Raw genomic sequence first — 14,832 nt, 5'->3', positions numbered from 1 at the left:
GGGCTGCATCGAGCGAGCTTACGAAAGGGACTTTCCGTGTGCAACCAAAATCTTCCGAATCGCCTGATGCAAGTGAAACTCAGGGGAGAGTCTGGTTTTGGGCCCTCGGAACTCACCCCTTGAGTTACCCGGAAGCCAGTAGCAACTATAGTGCCTTTCCCTCTCTATGAAGCAAGCGGCTCAAGGAAGCGAAGAGATGGGACCTTGTTTTACCGGGGCTTCCCCGACTTATCCACAGCCAAAATTCATTAACCCCATTCAACGATACCGTTTATCCACAAAAATAGCTTACTTATTCACAAAACCAGCTCGCTTATCCACAAAAAGAGCTTGCTGGGCGACTGAGCGAGCTCATTTTCCCGAAAAAGAGCTTGTTCATTCACAAAACGAGCTCGCTTATCCACAAAAAGAGTTCGCTCGACGACTGAGCGAGCTCATTTATTCACAAAAAGAGCTTGCTTATCCACAAAAAGAGCTTGCTGACCGATTGAGAGAACTCTTTTTCCACAAAAAGAGCTCCTTGAGCGATTGAAAGAGCTCTTTCAGCCGCCGAAAGAGATCCGTGATTCGTAAAAAGATCTATTTCACCCCCTCAACCTATGGCCTAAATCGGGAAGGGGAACCACCGGGCTCCATAGTCGAAAAGCTTTTAGGCTGCCGAAGAATGATGGTTACTCTCTCCGATTCGGAGAGAGCGAAGAGAGAGGAAAATCGGCTTGGTAGCTTGGTGGAGTTGCCTCCAGAAAGAGTTTAGCAAGTTGGTGGGGTTAGATAGACAGATCAGATGTAAGGGAGTGGAAAAAATAAAAGCCACCCCGAGAGGTGGCTTTTATGTAGGACAGTATTTCTTAGAAGCTGATAACTGCTTTGGCGAAGTTTTTGCTGTTGTCGAAGCCGCCAATAGCGTAATTGGGGCTGTGGTAAAGTTCCAGGGTCAGGTTATCATTTACAGCGTAGCTAACTTTGGAACCCCAGTGTTTACCTTTTCCACTGAATGTAGCATTGTATTTGAAATCATCGTTGAACTGTTCTTCGTACTCCAGAGTTAATTTTCCAATAGTGTAAGCGGCGCCAACATAATAGGCAGTCTTAGCATCAGAAGAAGCGGCTTCGGTTTGATCGGCAACTCTGCCCAGTTCGGTCCAGAGCTTCAAGGAATCGAACAAAGTGGTGCTGGCCTGGAAAGCATAACCCGCATCGCCTTCACCTTCATATTGATAATTCAGACCCAAGTCGAAGATGGAAGCTTTGGTATTAAGTTGTGCAACAAAAGCTCCAGCCTCAACTTTGCTGGTAGCACTTTGGCTAGAATCGGCCGGGACTACAGCTAACCATACGTTAGTATTATCATCGAAGGAATAAGCGTATTTAACAACTACTTGAGCAGCGGTAATTCCGTCGACATCACCGGCTAGAGGAGAAACTCCACCTAACAAGTCGATGATGCTCGGGGTAATGCGAATTTTACCAAGGGAGAAATTACCCAAACCTGTCTTATAAGTAGCAAATGCTTCACGGACTTTGACATTAGCGCCATTCGCAGCCGTATCAGCATATTGAAGCGATACGGTATAATTGGTCGCGTCATTAATACTACCATTGAAGAAAATACGAGCATCCACCTTTTCAGCATCGGTTGTACCGGTGTCTTCATGGGCTTCATATTGAAGCAAACCGGTGACGGTCGGCGCGGCAGCGGAGACGCTGGCCACAACTGCAAAAACCAGAACCAGGGAGAGTAAAGCAACGAGCAGTTTTTTCATTCTTTCTTCCTCCTTAATTTTTTTGGTATCTTTTCGATACCGATTCTCTGTAACGCGTACCGGAGGAGTTGTCTCAGTTTTCTCCTCAAGTTGTTACACAAACCTAAAATTACCACTAGACATCCCGGTTGTCAATTGCCTTGATCTCCATATAAGCAGAATATAACAAACAATTAACAAAAAACTAACCTTTTCCGGGAACTTCTCTGCAAAGGATTTAGGAACGGCGGGCCGGACCGGAAAAAGGCTACACTTAACTACCGGATTAATAAAATCCACCCCTCGCCGCATACAACATAATAGGGGGGATTGCCGTGCCGGAGAAGAAGAGTCCCATCGGACACAAGTTAATGGAGTTTTTGGATATACCGCTGGATACCGTGGCCGACTGGCCGCGGATCGTATTGAGCGCCAACCGGAGCGCGATCATTGAGAACCACCGCGGCGTCATCGAGTATGACACGCGGGTGGTCCGGGTCAATACCAAACTGGGCGAGCTGCGGATCGCGGGCGAGAATCTGACCCTGGTCTCGGCGGTGAAGGACGAGGTCATCATCCAGGGCCGGATCGCGCAGCTCGACTTGGTGGACTGGAGGTAGCGCGGATGCTTTTGAACCGGATCGTCTCCTGGCTTCTCGGTTATGTGGAGATCCTGGTCCGCGGCCCGCATCTGGAGAAATTCATCAACTTGGCCACCAATTCCGGGCTGGTGCTCTGGGATGTGAAACGGGTCGGCCCCGACGTGCTCCATGTCAAGCTGCGGGCTCACGGCTTCCGGCGCATCCGCGAATACGCCCGGCGCTCCCAGGCCACGGTGCGGCTGCACCGCAAGCGGGGCTGGCCTTTCAGCTGGCGAAAAATGCGGCGGCGCCGGACCTTCCTGCTGGGCTCGGTGCTGTTCGTGGGAGGGTTAATCTACCTGTCCACCTTGGTCCTGGTGATCCGGGTGGAGGGATTTGAGGGGGCCGACCGCCAACAACTGTTCACCACCTTGGCCAAGCTGGGGGTCAAGCCGGGAGTGACCCGCCGGAGCCTGCTGACCCGCAAGACCATGGTCGAACGGGAAGTGATGCTGGAAATGCCGCAGGCGGTCTGGTTCGGGCTCAATCTGCGCGGCGTGGTGGCCGACGTCACGGTGGTCAAGCGGAAAGTGCCGCCGCCGGCCCGGAGCAGCTACGATCTGATCGCCGGCCGCGACGGGCTGGTCACCAAAGTGGCGGTCATCCGGGGCACCTCGGCGGTGAAAGAAGGGGATACCGTCGCCCCGGGCGACCTGCTGATCAGCGGCATCGAATGGCAGAGTGATAAAGCGAGCGGTGAATTGGTAAAAATACCGGTACCGGCCAACGGGATCGTGGAGGCCCGGGTCTGGCAGGATATCGAAGTGACCGAACCGCGCCTCTGCTGGCGGGCCCTGCCGGAACGGGAGCGGCTGACCGCTTACAGCCTCCGGGTGGGCAAACGGCTCTGGCCCCTGTTCCGGCTGGGAAAGCGGCCGGTTGCCAATTATTCCTGGACCCGGTGGCAAAAGAGACTTTATCAAGGCAGGAATCCGGCTTTGGTTGTAGAAATCATTAAAGATACCTGGCAGGCGGCCCGTTGGGTGAAGGTGGTCCGGACCCCGGCGGAGCTGAAGGCGGCCGCGCTGCGCGAAGCGGCGGAACGCCGCAAGTATCTGCCGGGCCGGGGCGGCAAACGGACCGTCCACTGGTCGACGGAGGGCAACTTCCTGAAATTGATCGTCACCTACGAAAGCATTCAGGATATCGCCCTGATCGCTCCGTTGAAAGATCAGCCTCCGGAATCGCCAAATTGACATTTTAATTGAAGGAGTACTCGCAGCTATTTGAATAATCAAGAGTTGAAACTGGCGCTTGAACCCCGTTTCGCCCCGCAAATTATCGGCAAACTCGAGGAGCATCTGCGGTTGGTCGGCGCGGGGCTGGGGATCGAAATTTTTTCCCGCGGCAATGAATTGGTCCTGTCCGGCGCGGCGCCTGGGGTGGAGCGGGCCGCCGCCATCTTCGCGATCATCGGCGAACAACTGCAGCAAGGCAACCATCCCGGCCCGGCGGAGATCACCTATATGATCAGCCTCGCCAAGGAAGATCAGCTGGCCAAAGTGGCTTCCCTCACCCAAAACATCGTGGCGGTCACCGCCCGGGGCAAGAAGCTTTTTCCGCGGACCATCGGCCAGCAGCAATATGTGGAAGCCGTGCGCCATCACACGCTGAGCTTCGGCATCGGGCCGGCCGGAACCGGCAAAACCTATCTGGCCGTGGCCCTGGCCGTGGCGGCGCTCCAGGCCAAGGAGGTCAACCGGATCATCCTGACCCGGCCGGCGGTGGAAGCCGGCGAAAAATTGGGTTTTCTCCCCGGCGATCTGCAGGAAAAGGTCGATCCGTACCTGCGGCCGCTGTATGATTCATTATATGACATCATGGGGGTCGATCTTTTTCAGAAACATTTTGAGCGGGGCGTGATCGAGATTGCTCCGCTGGCGTATATGCGTGGCCGGACCTTGGATGACTCGTTCATCATCTTGGACGAGGCCCAAAATACCACGCCCGAGCAGATGAAGATGTTCCTGACCCGTCTGGGATTCGGTTCCAAAGCGGTGGTGACCGGCGATATCACCCAGGTGGACCTGCCGCGCGGCGTGCGGTCGGGCCTGGCCGATGTGGCCGAGATCTTTGCCGGAGTTTCCGGCATCGCCGTGGTGATGCTGAGTGATCGCGATGTGGTCCGCCATGAGTTGGTGCAGCGGATCATCAGGGCCTACCAGCGCTATGATGCGCTGGACAAGTAAAGGAGACGGCTCGCGTGGAACACAATGACAGTCAAGGGTTGACCCCGAAGAAAGTCCGCGGTAATGAGACGGCGGCGCCCCTGGAAGTCCTCGCCAAAATGGCGGGCGTGATGAAAACCCCGTCGGTCCGCGAAGGACTGCTGGTGGTCGTCTGTTTTTTGCTGCTCATCACCTTGTTGCAGATCAATCTTTTCCCCCGGGCGCTTGACCTCAAAATAGGCCAGGTCAGCAAGGAGGAGATCGTGGCTCCCAAGGACGTGGTGGACTTTGAAGCCACCAAGCTGGCCCGGGCGGACGCCTGGGAGCGGGCGGTGGAGATCGCCAAACAGGATCCGGCCTATTACCAGATCGACAACTCGGTGGGAAATGACGCGGCCTATAAGCTGAACCGCTTTTTTGAATTGATCGATCAGGAACGCCAACGGGCGGAAAGCTCCGCCAGGCCGGGTGTGGCGGATTCCGTCGCGCAGCTCATCGCGCGGTTGACCAAGTTCGTCTATCAATCGCCCAGCCGGGATTTGGTCCGCAATCTGTTGGCGTTGTCCGATGACGCCTACCAGACCGTCAAGGAAAAATCCCATCAGGTGCTCCAGGATCTGGAGGCCAACCAGATGATCGGCGAAAACGACCTGGCGAAGGTCAGAACGTCGCTGGCGCCGCTGCTGGAGAAACAAGCGGTCTCCCGGACGGTCCTGCCGGTCCTGGCCCAGCTGCTGGAGGTCGCGATCCGCCCCAACCTGGTGCTGGACCAGGCGAAGATCGCCCGCCTGCAGGAACGGGTCAACCGGGAAGTCCCCGAGGTGGTCCACCGCCAAAACGAAACCTTGATCGCCAAGAACCAGGTGATCACCGAAAATGATCTGCGCATGCTGAAAGAGCTGCATCTGATCACCGATGAATCGAACCGGATCCGGGTGTTCCTGAGCCTGTCGTTCTTTCTTATCTTACTGATCATCCTGGGTCTGGTCTATATCATGCAGTTTCATCCGGCCCTCTTTAAGCAGGAACGGCTGCTCTATCTGATGTTGTTGCTCCTGGTGATGGTGGTCGGATTGATCAAGGTTTTGTCGTTGGCGGATAATACCTCGCTGCCGTATCTGGCTCCGGTAAGCTTCGCCACCATGTTGGTGAGCGTTTTGGTCACTCCGCAACTGGCCCTGGCGATGACCGCGATCCTGAGCTTGTTCGGCGGAATTATTGTGGAGCTGAATCTGGCGCTGACCGTTTTTTACTTCGTCAGCGGCGTGGTATCGGTCCTGGCGGTCTTCAATTTCCGCCGCCAGCGCGATCTGGTCCGCAGCGGCCTGGTGCTGATGGGGGTCAACGCGGCGACGGCCATTGCCTTGAATCTGCTGTTCCGGAGCAGCTTCAACGTTGAGATCGTCCTTTTCGCCGTGGCCAACGGCATTCTCTCGGCGGTGCTGGCCATCGGCTCGCTGCCTTTCATTGAACATTTATTTAAGCTGACTTCAGCCATCCGGCTGCTGGAATTGTCGAATCCGGGCCATCCGTTGCTGCGCCGCCTGCAGATTGAGGCTCCGGGCACCTATTACCACAGCGTCATGGTGGGCAATCTGGCCGAGGCGGCGGCCGAGGGCATCGGCGCCGACGCGCTCTGGGTGCGGGTCGGTTCTTATTATCATGATATTGGCAAGATAAAACGGCCATACTTTTTTGTGGAGAATCAGTTCGGCCAGGAGAATCCCCATGAGAAGCTGAATCCCACGCTGAGCACGCTGATCATCACCTACCACGTGAAAGAAGGCGCAGAGATCGCCCGAGAGCACGGCTTGCCCGATAAGCTGATCGAGATCATCGAGCAGCATCACGGGACCGACCTGGTTCGCTACTTTTACAAGCGGGCCACCGAGAGCGTGCAAGGCGAGCGGGAAGCCCTGATGGAAGAGGATTTCCGCTATGAAGGCCCGAAACCGCAGAGCAAGGAGGCGGCCCTGGTGATGCTGGCCGATTCGGTGGAAGCGGCGGTTCGCTCACTGGCCAAACCGTCTCCGGCCAAAGTGGAGTCGCTCATTCAAAAGATCATTCGCGAACGGTTGGACGACGGCCAGTTCGACGAGTGCGATCTGACGCTGAAAGATTTGAATAATGTGAAAAATAGTTTTTTGAAGGTTTTTGGAGGGTTATTCCATAGTCGAGTGGAATATCCTGAGACTGTGTTGAAAGAGATCGAGAGGAAGAAGAGCGGTGCCGACTTTAGTAAATGACATTCAGCAAACCTTGCCGGTGGACGAAGCCCAGCTGGATTTGTTGATTTCGGTCCTGGACTTCGGCCTGGAAAGCCACGGCAAGCCGCAGGCCGAAGTCAGCGTGATCCTGGCGGATAATCCCTATATCCATGAGTTGAATCTGCAGTATCGCGGAGTGGACCGCCCCACCGACGTCCTGTCTTTCGCCATCGCCGAAACCGTGGCGGAGGATCAGCCGCCGCAAATGCCGGAAGATGCGCCCGAATTATTGGGGGACATTTTCATCTCAGTCGAGAAGGCCAAGGAACAAGCGGCGGAGTACGGGCACTCTTTTGAGCGCGAGCTATGCTATTTGGCTGTTCATGGATTGCTGCACTTACTGGGATTCGATCACCAAACTCCGGAAGAGACCGTCCGGATGCGCGAAAATGAGGAAGCGATCCTACGGCAGCATGACTTGGGGAGGAAGCCGCTTTGAGGGCCCGTTCCTTGCTGGATTCATTCAATTATGCCTTCGACGGCGTGGTCTATACCCTGAAGACGCAGCGCAACATGAGGCTGCATTTTCTGGCCACTGCCTTGATCCTGTTGGCCTCGTTGATCTTCAAACTTACCAAGCTGGAGATCCTGATCCTGTTTCTGGTGATTGCCTTTGTCATTGTCACCGAAATGATCAATACCGCCATTGAAGTCGCGGTGGATCTGGTGACCCAGGAGATCCACCCGCTGGCGGCGATCGCCAAAAATGTGGCGGCGGGCGCGGTGTTAGTCGCTTCCACGGTCGCGGTGATCATCGGCTACATGATCTTCTTTCCGAAGCTGGATCCGTTAATTCCGATGGTCATCGTCTCCCTGCAAAAGTCACCCATCTACCTCAGCATGATCGCCATCACCTTTACCGTGGTTTTTACCATTGCCGGAAAGGCGCTCACCAAAACCGGCCGGCCGGTGCAAGGCGGCATGCCCAGCGGCCATACGGCCCTGGCCGCCGCGTCGGCCACCGCCATCTTCTTTCTGACAAGGCAGAGCCTGGTTACGGCGCTCGCCTTATTTTTACTCTTTTTGGTGGCGGAGAGCCGGATCGAGAATAAAATTCATACCCCCGGGGAAGTCCTGGTTGGCGGCTTACTCGGTTTTTTGACCACGACTTTGATCTTTCAATTGTTGCTGAGGTAAGCGGAGCGGTTCCGGACGGCCCTGAGGAAACGCGGCAGAACCGCAGGAGGATTGGATGGAGAATCAAAAAATTCGGGAGCAATTAATCGCTGCGGCGACAGCCGCCCGGGAACGGGCCTATGCTCCGTACTCTCATTATAAGGTCGGTGCCGCTTTGCTGGGCCGGTCGGGGACGGTCTATACCGGGTGCAATATCGAGAACGCCGCCTATTCGGCGGGGATCTGCGCGGAAAGAGTGGCGGCGTCGAAAGCGGTTTCCGAAGGCGAAAAGGATTTCGCGGCCCTGGCGGTGGTGGTGGAGGGCGCCGAACCGGGTTCGCCCTGCGGAGTATGCCGGCAGTTCTTAGCCGAATTCGACCTGGATTTACCGTTATATCTAGCGAATCTGAGCGGCGCGGTGGTCGAAACCACGCTTCGGGAGTATCTGCCCCAGGCTTTTGGACCCGCTCATCTTAAATCACGGAGGAATGAATGAACTCTGCCGAGCAGACCATTACGGTCGAAATTGCGACCAAGATTGATGAGTACTTACGCGAAACCATGCTGGCCATCGATGAGGAGGCTTTCGGACCGGGCAGCTTGAATGAATGGTCCTTGCCGCCTTTTTTACACTACGGCCGGGTCTATGTCGCCCGCTACAACGGGACCCCGGTGGGAATCGCCGAATTGATGCGGGACTGGCGCGATCCGGAACTGGCCTATTTGTACGGCGCTGCCGTCGCCAAGGAGTACCAGGGGTACGGGATCGGCACGGCCATGCTCCGGGCGATCCTGGAGGGTTTGCCCCGCTCCGGGTTTCGCCGGCTCCAACTGACGGTCCATCCGGAAAACCAGATCGCGATCCATATTTACCAGGATAAATTCCGGATGCGCAAGGTCGATTTTATGAAGGACTATTACGGTCCCGGCGAAGACCGGTGGCTATTTGAATGGACTTGGGACGGATGAAGGAGAAACAGTTTAAATCGGGTTTCGCCACGCTCATCGGCCGGCCGAACGTGGGCAAATCCAGCCTGCTCAACCGGATCATCGGCCAGAAGATCACGATCACTTCGGACAAGCCGCAAACCACCCGGACTCAGCTGCGGGGGATTTTAACCCAGCCGGGTTACCAGATTGTCTGGATCGACACGCCGGGGTTGCACCGGCCCCTGCATCAACTGGGGACCGAGATGGTCAAGACCGCTCAGGCGGCCTTGCGCTCGGGCGATCTGGCGGTGTGGGTGCTGGATGCCTCGCAGGGACTGACCCCGGCCGACTTGAAGGTGGCGGAAGAGTTGCGGGCGGCGAATCTGCCGGTCCTGCCGGTCTGGAACAAGATGGACCTGGTCCACGACGAACAGTTGCCGGAGCTTCCGGGGTTCGCCGCTCCGTTGCGGGTTTCGGCCCGGGACGGCGGCGGCCTGCCGCAGCTCCTGGCGGCGGTAGCGGAGGCGTTGCCCGATGGCCCGCCGTTTTATCCGCCGGAGATGGTGACCGATCATCCGGAACGGTTTATTGCGGCGGAATTCATCCGCGAACAAGTCTTGAACCACACCCAGGAGGAAGTGCCCCACTCGGTTGCGGTCCAGGTGGACGAATTCAAGGAGCGGGACAACGGCCTGATCTATATCGACGCCGTCATCTACGTGGAACGGGATTCTCAAAAAGGAATCCTGATCGGAGCCGGGGGCGAGCGTTTAAAACAGATCGGCCAGGCGGCCCGGGCCGATATTCAGGAATTGCTGGACGCCAAGGTCTTCCTCAATTTATGGGTCAAAGTGCGGGATAAATGGCGGAATAACCGGTCCGCCCTGCGGGACTTCGGCTATTGGGAACAGGAGCGCCGGGATTAAGAACGGCCATCGCCCGCCTTTGGGAGTGAAGTCAGAGATGCGCAAGATCGATTGGAGAATCTGGATCGTCATCCTCGGTTTGTTGGCGGTGCCAGCGCGCTGCAGCGCCGAAACGCTGGTGCGAATCGGCATCGGTCAAAACCTGGCCGAAGTCAAGCTGGCTCAGAATGCCGGCGCGCAGCTGCTGGATCTGTCCAGCGGAGTGCCGCAACCGCTATCCCAGCTCGGGGAGGAGACGCTGATCACTGCCGGCAAGGATGCCATTCTGGTCGACGGCAACCCGATCGGAGCCGGACCGCTGGAGATCGCTCCCGGGACCGGCCTTTTGACGTGGAATCGCCGTTTGTACCGGGGTGTTTTTTCGATCGCGCTTGCCAACGGGAAGTTGACTTTGGTCAACCAGTTGCCGCTGGAAGATTATTTACGGGGGGTCGTGCCGCGCGAAGTGATACCGAGCTGGCCCCTGGCGGCTTTGAAGGCTCAGGCCATTGCCGCCCGCACTTATACCGTCGCTTCCCTGGGCAAGCATGCCGCGGCCGGTTTTGACCTCTGCGACACCACGCATTGCCAGGCGTACGGAGGGGCGTCCTATGAAAATCCCAATACGGACCGGGCGGTGGCGGAGACCGCCGGCGCCATCCTGAGCTATGGGGGAAAGGCGATCTCCGCCTTTTTTCACGTCTCCTCCGGGAATTATACGTCGGACTCCGCCGACATCTGGGGCGGAACGGTTCCTTATTTGAAAGAGGTTCCCGATTGGGATTCCAGTGCCGCATATGCCCAATGGACCCGCAGTTTTCAATGGTCCGAACTGCAAGCCCTGGTCGCCCGCTCCTATCCGAAGATCGGCGCGTTGCAACAGATCTTGCCGGTGGCTTTCGGGAGGGACAGCCGGGTCATGAAGCTATTGCTCAAAGGGGCGTTGGAAGAGACGACCGTCACCGGCGAACAATTCCGGAACCTGGCGGGCCTGCGGAGTTCGAACATGCGGATGGCGGTCGTCTACGGTCCCGAGCCCTGTGTCACCTTGTGGTGGGTCCATGGCACCCTCTATCCGGAAGCGCTCGTTGCGACGACCGAAACCCCCGGCCTGGTCGGCGATTTGCTCAATCCGCCGTGGGATCTGTTCGACCCTTGGGAATGGCTGCGGGATAAAGAGCCTGTGCAAGTGGTGTTTAAGGGGGCCGGATGGGGTCACGGCGTCGGGCTCAGCCAAGCGGGCGCGAAAACCATGGCCGAAAGAGGGTATAATGAACGGCAGATTTTGGAATATTTCTATCCGGGAGCGAAAGTTACGGATTTACCGGATCCCGGATGACCGAATGGAGTGGAATCCCTGAACCATGCTAGTGAGCCAGTTTGATTACGAACTGCCGCCGGAATTGATTGCCCAGGAGGCAGTGGAGCCGCGCGACCATTCCCGGCTGATGGTGATCCGCCGCGCCGGTCCGAGCGTTACCGACCATCATTTCTACGATCTGCCCGAGTTTCTGCGGGCCGGGGATCTGTTGGTCTTCAATGATACCCGGGTGATTCCCGCCCGGTTGCACGGACAGAAGGACGGCCCGGACGGGGCCAGGGTGGAAGTTTTTTTGCTCAAAGAATGCCGCGCCGGACATTGGGAATGTCTGGTCCGGCCGGGCAAGCGGTTGAAGGTCGGGGCGGTAATCCGTTTTCCCGGGGACATGACCGGGCGGGTGGTGGAGTCCGGAGCGGAGGGAACCCGGATCATCGCTTTCAGCGGGCCGTCCGATTTCCGGGAATGGCTGCGCGCCAACGGGACCACTCCCTTGCCGCCGTACATTACCAAGCCGGTGGCGGATCCGGAGCGGTATCAGACCGTCTACGGCGTCCATGAGGGTTCGGTGGCCGCTCCCACGGCGGGGCTGCACTTTACGACCCGGCTCTTGGACCAGCTGCGCCAGGCCGGAATCGCCTTCGGTTATCTCACTCTGAATGTCGGGTTGGGGACCTTCCGGCCGGTGCAGGCCGAGACCATCGAGGAACACCACATGCATTCGGAAATTTTCACGCTCCCTGAGGAATTGGTGGCGCAAATCGCTGCCACCAAGCAGGCGGGCGGCCGCGTAATCGCGGTCGGAACCACCGTGGTCCGCGTCCTGGAGTCCCAGGCGCGCGGCGGACCGTTGCAGGCGGGTTCCGGGGATACCGATATTTTCATCTATCCCGGTTTTCAATTCCGGGTGATTGACGGGCTCGTCACCAATTTTCACCTGCCCAAATCGACTTTGTTGATGCTGGTATCGGCCCTGGCCGGCCGGGAGCTGATCTTGGAGAGCTACCGGCACGCGGTGGCGGAAGGTTACCGCTTTTTTAGTTTCGGGGACGCTACCCTAATTTTATAAGAGCGCGGCAGGAATTTGATATTTGCAGGAATTTGATATTTTCGGAAGCGAACAGGAGAATTTTCGACGATGGGTTTCAGTTTCACCGTAAAGCACGCATCGCAGGAGAACCGGGGCCGCATCGGGTTGCTGGAGACTTTTCACAGCCGGATCGAGACGCCGGTCTTTATGCCGGTCGGCACGCAAGGAACGGTCAAGGCCATGACCGTCGATGATCTACGGGCCATCGGCTTCCAATTGATCCTCGGCAACACGTACCATCTTTACTTACGGCCGGGGCTGGATATTGTCAGCGAAGCCGGCGGTTTGCGCCGGTTCGCCAATTGGCCGGAATCACTCTTGACCGACAGCGGCGGGTTTCAGGTCTTCAGCCTGGCCAAATTGAATAAAGTGACCGAGCAGGGGGTCAACTTCCGCTCCCATATCGACGGCTCCTCCCATCTCTTCACGCCGGAACGGGTGATGGAGATCGAGATGGGGCTGGGCGCCGACATTGCCATGGCCTTTGACATCTGCCTGCCGTATCCTTCGAATTTTCAGGTCGCCAAAGAGGCGATGGAGCGGACGCACCGCTGGGCGGAACGCTGCCTCAAGGCGCATCACCGGCCTGACCAGGTGGTGTTCGGAATCGTGCAGGGCGTGACCTACCGCGAATTGCGGGAGGAGAGCGCCCGGACCTTGGCCAGTCTCGGTTTTCCGGGATATGGCATCGGGGGATTGAGCGTGGGAGAACCGAAACCGCTCATGTACGAGATGCTCGACTATACTGTGCCGCTGTTGCCGGAGGAGAAGCCCAGATACCTGATGGGGGTCGGCTCGCCGGACGCGTTGTGGGAAGGGGTGGCCCGGGGGATCGATATGTTCGATTGCGTTTTCCCGACCCGGATCGCCCGGAATGGCACCGCTTTGACCTCGCTGGGTCGGGTGATCGTCCGGGATGCCCGGTATGCGCGGGATTTCAGTCCGTTGGACCCCAATTGCCAATGCAAAACCTGCACGGAGTATACCCGGGCTTATCTCCGCCATCTCTTCAAGGCGGGGGAAATTCTCGGCGCCCACCTGGTCACCTATCACAATTTATACTTCCTGAAACAGGTGATGGAAGAGATCAAGCTGGGACTGCGCACCGGCACGTTCGAGGAGCGGAAGGCGGAGTTCTTCGCCCGTTGCGCCAATTGAGGCCGCGCTTCCTTTGGCCGGAGGAGACTCCGGTTTGGTTGGAGTCTGACGCGCCGGGAAGTACCGTTGGAAACGAAATGACCCTCCGTCGTCCGATTCTGGAGAAAAAGAAAAGGGAAATAGGACACGGTTGTCGAATTATAAACTTATTCATGGAAATTGCTGGCTACTAAAGGAGGTGTATAGATGAACTGGTGGATTCTTGCAGCCAAACAGCCGGTCGATGCGGGTGCGAACCCATGGGGCATGGGATTGATGTGGTTGCTTTTTTTGGGCATCTTTTGGGTGTTCTTAATCATGCCGCAACGTAAACAACAGAAACAGCGGGATGCCATGTTAAAGAATCTCAAAAAGGGCGACAAAGTGATCACGGTCGGCGGAGTTCACGGCGAGATTACCGACTTTGACGGCGACGAGGATTTGCGGATCCGGGTCACCGATAAAGTGGAATTGAAAGTGACACGGGCTTCCGTGGCGAAGGTAAAAAGTTAAAGAGAGTTTATACTCTCTTTTTTTTATAGTTATGGGACATGGAATGCGACCCGAATCGGACGGAGTGTCATACACTATCATTCGGGGTTTGCGAAAGCGGATGGTTAGGGAGGTTTGCCTGGGTTTGGAACCCGAAGTGCCGCGGCGACGTTGTATGATGAGGATGTCCATAGTTTTCTGGTAAAAGTCGCGGTCCGGAACCTCCCGGACCCGGACGCATCGTGTCATGTTGCGGAATCGTAATTCATTAAGATAAGGAGTATTTGCAATGAGCATCGTATTGAGCACTATCAAAAAAGACCCGGTGATCACGGCCTACATCCAGCAGGCCGATGAGCATCTGGGCGCCATCGGCTATACCGAGCACGGCTTTCGCCATGCCGGGCTGGTCTCCTCTATCTCGCAGAACATTCTGCTCCGGCTGGGTTTTCCGGAGCGTCAGGCGGAACTGGCGGCGATCGCCGGTTACCTCCATGATATCGGCAATCTGATCAACCGCCACGATCACGGGCGATCCGGCGCCATTATGGCCCTCCATTACCTGATGGAGAAGGGTTTTGACCCCGGCGAGGCGGCGGTGATCGCCGGAGCCATCGGCAATCACGAGGAGGAGTGCGGCGAGGCGGTCAATAATGTGGCCGCTGCCCTGATTCTGGCCGACAAATCGGATGTGCACCGCAGCCGGGTCCGGAACGTGGACGTGGCGACCTTTGACATTCATGACCGGGTCAATTACGCGGCGATTCATTCGTTCCTGAACGTCAATGACGAAAAACGCAGCCTGACGCTGGAGCTGACCATCGAGAACAACATCTGTCCGGTCATGGAGTATTTTGAAATCTTCCTGGTACGGATGATGATGTGCCGCCGGGCCGCGGCGTTCCTGGGCTGCCAATTCAAGATCGAGATCAACGGCAACAGCATTTTATAAGGAACGGCCATCCGGGGCCCGAAGCGGCGGATCCGGCATCTTGCCGGCTGTTGCTTTTTTCCTGACAATCCCGG

At 57.0% G+C, this 14,832-nt stretch carries 16 protein-coding genes; 15 read left to right on the top strand and 1 reads right to left on the bottom strand.

Annotation, left to right across the window (positions count from 1 at the left end):
- The first annotated feature begins 196 nt into the window (after positions 1-196).
- Entirely contained in the window at positions 197-532 is a 336-nt protein-coding gene (locus EDC14_RS14250; protein WP_132014973.1) for a hypothetical protein, read from the top strand.
- A 316-nt stretch (positions 533-848) separates the two neighbouring features.
- Here the strand turns inward: EDC14_RS14250 and EDC14_RS14245 are convergent, their stop codons facing one another.
- A complete protein-coding gene (locus tag EDC14_RS14245; RefSeq protein ID WP_132014972.1) occupies positions 849-1,763 on the bottom strand; it encodes a porin in 915 nt (304 codons plus the stop codon).
- Between the two features lie 314 nt (positions 1,764-2,077).
- On the opposite strand from EDC14_RS14245, the gene EDC14_RS14240 reads away from it, so the two are divergent.
- The 14 genes from EDC14_RS14240 to EDC14_RS14175 all read left to right on the top strand — a co-directional run bounded on the left by EDC14_RS14240 (position 2,078) and on the right by EDC14_RS14175 (position 14,758).
- Positions 2,078-2,362 (top strand): YabP/YqfC family sporulation protein, encoded by a 285-nt coding sequence (locus EDC14_RS14240; protein ID WP_132014971.1) that lies wholly within the window; start codon positions 2,078-2,080, stop codon positions 2,360-2,362.
- 5 nt (positions 2,363-2,367) lie between these two features.
- Entirely contained in the window at positions 2,368-3,579 is a 1,212-nt protein-coding gene (locus EDC14_RS14235; RefSeq protein WP_132014970.1) for a sporulation protein YqfD, read from the top strand.
- A gap of 30 nt (positions 3,580-3,609) precedes the next feature.
- Complete coding sequence (locus EDC14_RS14230) at positions 3,610-4,572, top strand: PhoH family protein (protein WP_132014969.1); 963 nt, start codon at positions 3,610-3,612, stop codon at positions 4,570-4,572.
- A 14-nt stretch (positions 4,573-4,586) separates the two neighbouring features.
- Positions 4,587-6,797, top strand: a complete 2,211-nt coding sequence (locus tag EDC14_RS14225) for an HD family phosphohydrolase (RefSeq protein ID WP_132014968.1) — start codon at positions 4,587-4,589, stop codon at positions 6,795-6,797.
- Complete coding sequence (gene ybeY, locus EDC14_RS14220; protein WP_132014967.1) at positions 6,778-7,257, top strand: rRNA maturation RNase YbeY; 480 nt, start codon at positions 6,778-6,780, stop codon at positions 7,255-7,257. The genes EDC14_RS14225 and ybeY overlap by 20 nt, the downstream gene beginning before the upstream one ends.
- Entirely contained in the window at positions 7,254-7,955 is a 702-nt protein-coding gene (locus EDC14_RS14215) for a diacylglycerol kinase (RefSeq protein ID WP_132014966.1), read from the top strand. The genes ybeY and EDC14_RS14215 overlap by 4 nt, the downstream gene beginning before the upstream one ends.
- Positions 7,956-8,010: 55 nt before the next feature.
- Positions 8,011-8,430, top strand: coding sequence for a cytidine deaminase (gene cdd / locus EDC14_RS14210; RefSeq protein ID WP_132014965.1), 420 nt, complete (start codon positions 8,011-8,013; stop codon positions 8,428-8,430).
- Positions 8,427-8,903, top strand: coding sequence for a GNAT family N-acetyltransferase (locus EDC14_RS14205; RefSeq protein WP_132014964.1), 477 nt, complete (start codon positions 8,427-8,429; stop codon positions 8,901-8,903). Before cdd ends, EDC14_RS14205 begins: the two co-directional genes overlap by 4 nt.
- Positions 8,900-9,790, top strand: a complete 891-nt coding sequence (era, locus tag EDC14_RS14200) for a GTPase Era (RefSeq protein WP_132015027.1) — start codon at positions 8,900-8,902, stop codon at positions 9,788-9,790. Before EDC14_RS14205 ends, era begins: the two co-directional genes overlap by 4 nt.
- A 37-nt stretch (positions 9,791-9,827) precedes the next feature.
- Positions 9,828-11,108: a SpoIID/LytB domain-containing protein gene (locus EDC14_RS14195; protein ID WP_132014963.1), complete on the top strand. Its 1,281-nt coding sequence runs from the start codon at positions 9,828-9,830 to the stop codon at positions 11,106-11,108.
- Positions 11,109-11,133: 25 nt separating this feature from the next.
- Positions 11,134-12,156, top strand: a complete 1,023-nt coding sequence (gene queA, locus EDC14_RS14190) for a tRNA preQ1(34) S-adenosylmethionine ribosyltransferase-isomerase QueA (RefSeq protein ID WP_132014962.1) — start codon at positions 11,134-11,136, stop codon at positions 12,154-12,156.
- Between the two features lie 69 nt (positions 12,157-12,225).
- Positions 12,226-13,335, top strand: a complete 1,110-nt coding sequence (gene tgt, locus EDC14_RS14185) for a tRNA guanosine(34) transglycosylase Tgt (protein ID WP_132014961.1) — start codon at positions 12,226-12,228, stop codon at positions 13,333-13,335.
- Between the two features lie 186 nt (positions 13,336-13,521).
- Positions 13,522-13,827, top strand: a complete 306-nt coding sequence (gene yajC, locus EDC14_RS14180; protein WP_243662935.1) for a preprotein translocase subunit YajC — start codon at positions 13,522-13,524, stop codon at positions 13,825-13,827.
- A 268-nt stretch (positions 13,828-14,095) separates the two neighbouring features.
- Positions 14,096-14,758, top strand: a complete 663-nt coding sequence (locus EDC14_RS14175) for an HD domain-containing protein (protein WP_132014960.1) — start codon at positions 14,096-14,098, stop codon at positions 14,756-14,758.
- Positions 14,759-14,832: the final 74 nt, after the last annotated feature.

This window comes from Hydrogenispora ethanolica (genome assembly GCF_004340685.1).
Lineage (GTDB): Bacteria > Bacillota > UBA4882 > UBA8346 > UBA8346 > Hydrogenispora > Hydrogenispora ethanolica.
The sequence above is the reverse complement of the archived record's forward strand: the minus strand, read 5'-3'. Positions and strand labels throughout refer to the sequence as shown.

Excerpts from the sequence above, each read along its gene's own strand:
- EDC14_RS14250 (WP_132014973.1), top strand. The coding sequence starts at position 197 with ATGGGACCTTGTTTTACCGGGGCTTCCCCGACTTATCCACAGCCAAAA.
- EDC14_RS14245 (WP_132014972.1), bottom strand. The coding sequence starts at position 1,763 with ATGAAAAAACTGCTCGTTGCTTTACTCTCCCTGGTTCTGGTTTTTGCA.
- EDC14_RS14235 (WP_132014970.1), top strand. The coding sequence starts at position 2,368 with ATGCTTTTGAACCGGATCGTCTCCTGGCTTCTCGGTTATGTGGAGATC.
- cdd (WP_132014965.1), top strand. The coding sequence starts at position 8,011 with ATGGAGAATCAAAAAATTCGGGAGCAATTAATCGCTGCGGCGACAGCC.
- EDC14_RS14205 (WP_132014964.1), top strand. The coding sequence starts at position 8,427 with ATGAACTCTGCCGAGCAGACCATTACGGTCGAAATTGCGACCAAGATT.
- era (WP_132015027.1), top strand. The coding sequence starts at position 8,900 with ATGAAGGAGAAACAGTTTAAATCGGGTTTCGCCACGCTCATCGGCCGG.
- EDC14_RS14195 (WP_132014963.1), top strand. The coding sequence starts at position 9,828 with ATGCGCAAGATCGATTGGAGAATCTGGATCGTCATCCTCGGTTTGTTG.
- queA (WP_132014962.1), top strand. The coding sequence starts at position 11,134 with ATGCTAGTGAGCCAGTTTGATTACGAACTGCCGCCGGAATTGATTGCC.
- tgt (WP_132014961.1), top strand. The coding sequence starts at position 12,226 with ATGGGTTTCAGTTTCACCGTAAAGCACGCATCGCAGGAGAACCGGGGC.
- yajC (WP_243662935.1), top strand. The coding sequence starts at position 13,522 with ATGAACTGGTGGATTCTTGCAGCCAAACAGCCGGTCGATGCGGGTGCG.
- EDC14_RS14175 (WP_132014960.1), top strand. The coding sequence starts at position 14,096 with ATGAGCATCGTATTGAGCACTATCAAAAAAGACCCGGTGATCACGGCC.